The following is a 4,008-nucleotide window of genomic DNA, read 5'->3' as shown; positions in this document are numbered from 1 at the left end:
AACCACCACAGCACGGCACCGATCACCACCGCGATGATCAGCACATAGCGCCAGGATGGCGTGCGGCGCGCACTGGCGTACTCGCGCGGCGGCACGCTGACCGTCACCGGCAGCGGCTGCGGCTTGAGCGGCGTGCCGGTCCAGTCGGCATAGGCCTGCAGCAACCGCTCCTCCGGCAGGTTGAGCACATGCGCACACTTGCGGAAGTAGCCACGCACGTACACCGGCATGGCCAGGTTGGCGAAATCGTTGTTCTCCAGCGCCTCGAGCACCGCGCGCGACAGGCGCGTCTGGCCGGCCAGGTCGCTGATGGTCAGGTTGAGCGACTCGCGCGCGCGGCGCAGCAGCTCGCCGGGGCTGACCGCGCTGCGCTGCGCTTCGGCAGCAGCCTGCGCGGCATCGGCTGCGGACATGGGGGATTCGACATCTTGGCTCATGGGATCGTCGCTGGGTCCGGGGTTACGGGTGGGAAGAACCGCCGTCGAGGCTGTTGTCGTAGGCGCTCTCGGGGTACTCGTTCTGCAGGGTCTGCGCGTAACGCTGCGCGGCTGCGCGGTCGCCGAGCGCCAGCTCGATGCGCAGACCGAGCAACAGCATCTCGCGGGTCATGGGTGCCTTGAGGCTTTCATAGCGTTGCAGGAAACCGCGCGCGTTGAGATAGCGCGCCTGGTCGGCGCTGAGCAGGGCCATCTGTCCCAGCGCATCCGCAAAATTCGGGTTGAGCCTCAGCGCCTCGCGGAAATAGCCTTCCGCCCTGGCGTCGTCCGGCATCTTGCGTGCGCACACGCCGGCATTGGTCAGTGCCACCTCGGGCGTCTGATAACGACTGTTCTGGCTCGCACGGCGGAACTGCAGGTCGGCCTTTTCGTACTTGCCCTGGGCACAGAGCATGGCGCCGTAGTTGTTCAGCACGCTGGGATCGTCGGGACGCAGGTTCAGCGACTTCTCGTAGTGCTTCTCGGCCTTGCGCAGCTCGCCGGTGTTGGCGTACAGCAGCCCCAGCGCACCATGCGCCTCGGCGTTGTCCTCGTCCTGGTCCACGGCCTTGAGCAGCTTCTCGCGCGCCAGCTCGATGTCGCCCTTGCGCAGGTACTCGATGCCCATCTGCGCGTTGAGCCGCGCCGACTCGCGCGGATTGCCTTCTTTCCGGGCCGACTGGCCCGCGACGCAACCGACCACCAGCAGCACCGGCAACAGCCATAGCCATCTGCGCTGTGTCATGCCTGCAAACCCCCAGGGCGGCCGAACTTGACCGCGACCTCGCCCAGACTGCGCCGCTGGCGGCTCTGCACCCGGCCCACCAGCTGGCCGCAGGCGGCGTCGATGTCGTCGCCACGCGTGCGCCGCGTCGTGGTCATGATGCCATGCGCGAGCAGGACCTGCTGGAAGCGCTCGATCGCCTCGGGGCGCGAGCGCCGGTACTGCGTCTGCGGGAAGGGGTTGAACGGGATCAGGTTGACCTTGGCCGGCAGGTCGCGCAGCAGCCGCGCCAGCTCGCGCGCATGCGCCTCGTGGTCATTGACGCCGTCGAGCATCACGTACTCGTACAGCACGCGCAGGCGGCGGTCCTTGCCGTCGGTGTAGCGCCGGCAGGCGGCCAGCAGCTCCGCGATCGGGTACTTGCGGTTGATCGGCACCAGCTCGTTGCGCAGCGTGTCGTTCGGCGCGTGCAGCGACACGGCCAGCGCCACGTCCGCGCTCTCACGCAGCCGGTCCATGAACGGCACCAGGCCGGAGGTCGAAACCGTCACGCGCCGCTTGGACAGGCCGAAGCCGAAGTCGTCCAGCAGGATGTTGATGGCCGGCAGCACCGCGTCGAAATTGGCCAGCGGCTCGCCCATGCCCATGAACACGACGTTGGAGATGACGCGCTCGGTCGGCCCGCCCCAGCCGAGCGTGCGCTTGGCGAACCACACCTGGCTGACGATCTCGGCCGCGCTCATGTTGCGGTTGAGGCCCTGCTTGCCGGTGGAGCAGAAGCTGCAGTCCATGGCGCAGCCGACCTGCGAGGAAATGCACAGCGTGCCCCTGCCCGCCTCGGGGATGAACACGGTTTCCACCGCGTTGCCGCCGTCCAGCCGCAGCACCCACTTGCGCGTGCCGTCCTGCGAGGTCTGCTCGGCCACCAGCTCCGGCAGCCGCACCTCGGCGTTCTCGTGCAGCCAGCCGCGCAGCGACTTGGCCAGATTGCTCATCGCGTCGAAATCGGTGACGCCGCGCTGGTAGATCCATTGCATCAGCTGGTCGGCGCGGAAGGGCTTCTCGCCGGCCTGCTGAAACAGCGCGCGCAGTGCGGCCCGGTCCAGACCCAGCAGGTTGATCTTGGCGTTGACCCCGGCGCGCGTCATGTCCGATGTGCCGGCGCTAACGCGGACACAGCTCCGTCTGGCTGAAGAAATAGCCGATCTCGAAGGCCGCAGTTTCCGGCGCGTCGGAGCCGTGCACGGCGTTGGCGTCGATGGACTGCGCGAAGTCGGCGCGGATCGTACCGGGTGCGGCCTTCTTCGGGTCGGTGGCGCCCATCAGCTCACGGTTCTTGAGGATGGCATTGTCGCCCTCCAGCACCTGGATCATGACCGGCCCCGAAATCATGAAGTCCACCAGCGGCTTGAAGAACGGCCGCTCCCGGTGCACCGCGTAGAAACCCTCGGCCTCGGCACGGGACAGCTGTTTCATCTTGGCGGCAACGATCCTCAGGCCGGCCTGTTCGAAACGGGCCAGGATCTGGCCGATGACGTTCTTGGCGACGGCATCCGGCTTGATGATGGAAAGGGTGCGTTCGACGGCCATTGCAACTCCAGGTGCTGAAAAAATTGAGGAAAATCAGGCGCTACCCGCGCCCGTCAAACCTGGAGATTTTAACCTTCGGAGGGCGCGCTCAGCAATGAAAATCCGCGCGGGCTAGACGCTGAAGCTTTCGCCGCAACCGCAGGCATCCTTGGCGTTCGGGTTGAGGAAGCGGAACATCTGGTTCAGGCCCTCGCGCCGGAAATCCAGGGTGCTGCCGGCCAGGATCGGCAGGCTCTTGGCGTCCACCACCAGACGCGCCCCATGAGCCTCGAACACCTGGTCGTCCGGCTTGATTTCATCCGCGTAATCAATCACGTAGGAATAGCCGCTGCAGCCGGAGGGCTTCACGCCCACACGCAGGCCGAGGCCGCGGCCGCGTTTGCCGATCTGTTCCTGGATGCGCTTGGCCGCCGCTTCCGTCAACTGTATGGCCATGGTCTTATCCGAATTCAAGGGGTTCACCGAAACTAGGCGTTTGCTTCATGACACTTTAATTTTCGCCTGCGATTGCCATGCCTGCAGCCCGGCCCGCAGTGCATCCTCGGCCAGCACGGCGCAATGCCGTCGCTCCGGGGCCAGTGCCAGGGCCTCGGCCAGCTCGGCGGCCGCCAGGCCCGAGACCTCCGCCAGGCTGCGCTGCTCCAGGCGCTCGCACAGCCAGTCGCCCGCGGCGATCGTGGACGGGCAGCCGAACGCCTGGAAGCGCGCGCGGCGGATGTGACCCGCGGCGACCTCCAGGTACAGGCGCAGCACCGCCCTGGACGCGGGCGTGCGCGCCTCGCCCCGGTATACGCCGGCGCCCACCAGGACGCCGGCATGGCGCGGCGCACGGAAGCGGTGCCAGACCTCGGGGCTGTAATGGGGCTGCATGAGCCGCAACTCAAGCCCGGCGTACCGCAGCCGGCCAATCGGTGGCCGGCCATAGCGGCGACAGCGCGCGCAGGCGCTCGACCGTGGCCGAGACCTGCGCGACGGCGGCATCCACCTCGGCCGCCGTGGTCCAGCGGCCGAGGCTGAAGCGCAGGCTGGCCTGGGCCAGTTCGTCGGAACGGCCCAGCGCCCGCAGCACATAGGACGGCTCGGCGCTGGCCGAGGTGCAGGCCGAACCGCTCGACACCGACAGCCCGTCCAGGTCGGCCAGCAGCGCTTCGCCCTCCACGCCGCCGAAGCTGACATTCAGAATGCCCGCCAGGCACTGGCGGTCGTGGCCGTTGCGCC

The 4,008-nt window shown here is 67.7% G+C and carries 7 protein-coding genes; all 7 read right to left on the bottom strand.

Translation table 11 applies throughout. The annotated features are described in order from the left end of the window. Window positions 1-413, bottom strand: a 413-nt coding sequence (locus tag VNJ47_11520; protein ID HXG29460.1) for a helix-turn-helix domain-containing protein, incomplete at its 3' end; no start/stop codon positions are given. Between the two features lie 46 nt (window positions 414-459). Beyond that, window positions 460-1,221: a type IV pilus biogenesis/stability protein PilW gene (gene pilW / locus VNJ47_11515; GenBank protein ID HXG29459.1), complete on the bottom strand. Its 762-nt coding sequence runs from the start codon at window positions 1,219-1,221 to the stop codon at window positions 460-462. Then, a complete protein-coding gene (rlmN, locus tag VNJ47_11510) occupies window positions 1,218-2,348 on the bottom strand; it encodes a 23S rRNA (adenine(2503)-C(2))-methyltransferase RlmN (protein ID HXG29458.1) in 1,131 nt (376 codons plus the stop codon). The genes pilW and rlmN overlap by 4 nt, the downstream gene beginning before the upstream one ends. 16 nt (window positions 2,349-2,364) lie before the next feature. After that, entirely contained in the window at window positions 2,365-2,790 is a 426-nt protein-coding gene (gene ndk / locus VNJ47_11505) for a nucleoside-diphosphate kinase (protein ID HXG29457.1), read from the bottom strand. Between the two features lie 111 nt (window positions 2,791-2,901). Beyond that, window positions 2,902-3,225: an iron-sulfur cluster assembly accessory protein gene (locus tag VNJ47_11500; GenBank protein ID HXG29456.1), complete on the bottom strand. Its 324-nt coding sequence runs from the start codon at window positions 3,223-3,225 to the stop codon at window positions 2,902-2,904. A 45-nt stretch (window positions 3,226-3,270) separates the two neighbouring features. Continuing rightward, the gene (locus tag VNJ47_11495) at window positions 3,271-3,660 is read right to left on the bottom strand and encodes an iron-sulfur cluster assembly scaffold protein (GenBank protein ID HXG29455.1); all 390 of its coding nucleotides are present in this window, start codon (window positions 3,658-3,660) and stop codon (window positions 3,271-3,273) included. A gap of 10 nt (window positions 3,661-3,670) precedes the next feature. After that, window positions 3,671-4,008, bottom strand: a 338-nt coding sequence (locus VNJ47_11490; protein ID HXG29454.1) for an aminotransferase class V-fold PLP-dependent enzyme, incomplete at its 5' end; no start/stop codon positions are given.

The organism is Nevskiales bacterium (genome assembly GCA_035574475.1).
In the GTDB taxonomy this organism is placed as follows: Bacteria; Pseudomonadota; Gammaproteobacteria; order Nevskiales; family DATLYR01; genus DATLYR01.
This window is presented reverse-complemented; position numbering and strand designations above follow the sequence as displayed.

Bases quoted from the DNA above. Each gene is read 5' to 3' on its own strand.
- pilW (HXG29459.1), bottom strand. From the start codon at position 1,221: ATGACACAGCGCAGATGGCTATGGCTGTTGCCGGTGCTGCTGGTGGTC.
- VNJ47_11500 (HXG29456.1), bottom strand. From the start codon at position 3,225: ATGGCCATACAGTTGACGGAAGCGGCGGCCAAGCGCATCCAGGAACAG.
- rlmN (HXG29458.1), bottom strand. From the start codon at position 2,348: ATGACGCGCGCCGGGGTCAACGCCAAGATCAACCTGCTGGGTCTGGAC.
- VNJ47_11495 (HXG29455.1), bottom strand. From the start codon at position 3,660: ATGCAGCCCCATTACAGCCCCGAGGTCTGGCACCGCTTCCGTGCGCCG.
- ndk (HXG29457.1), bottom strand. From the start codon at position 2,790: ATGGCCGTCGAACGCACCCTTTCCATCATCAAGCCGGATGCCGTCGCC.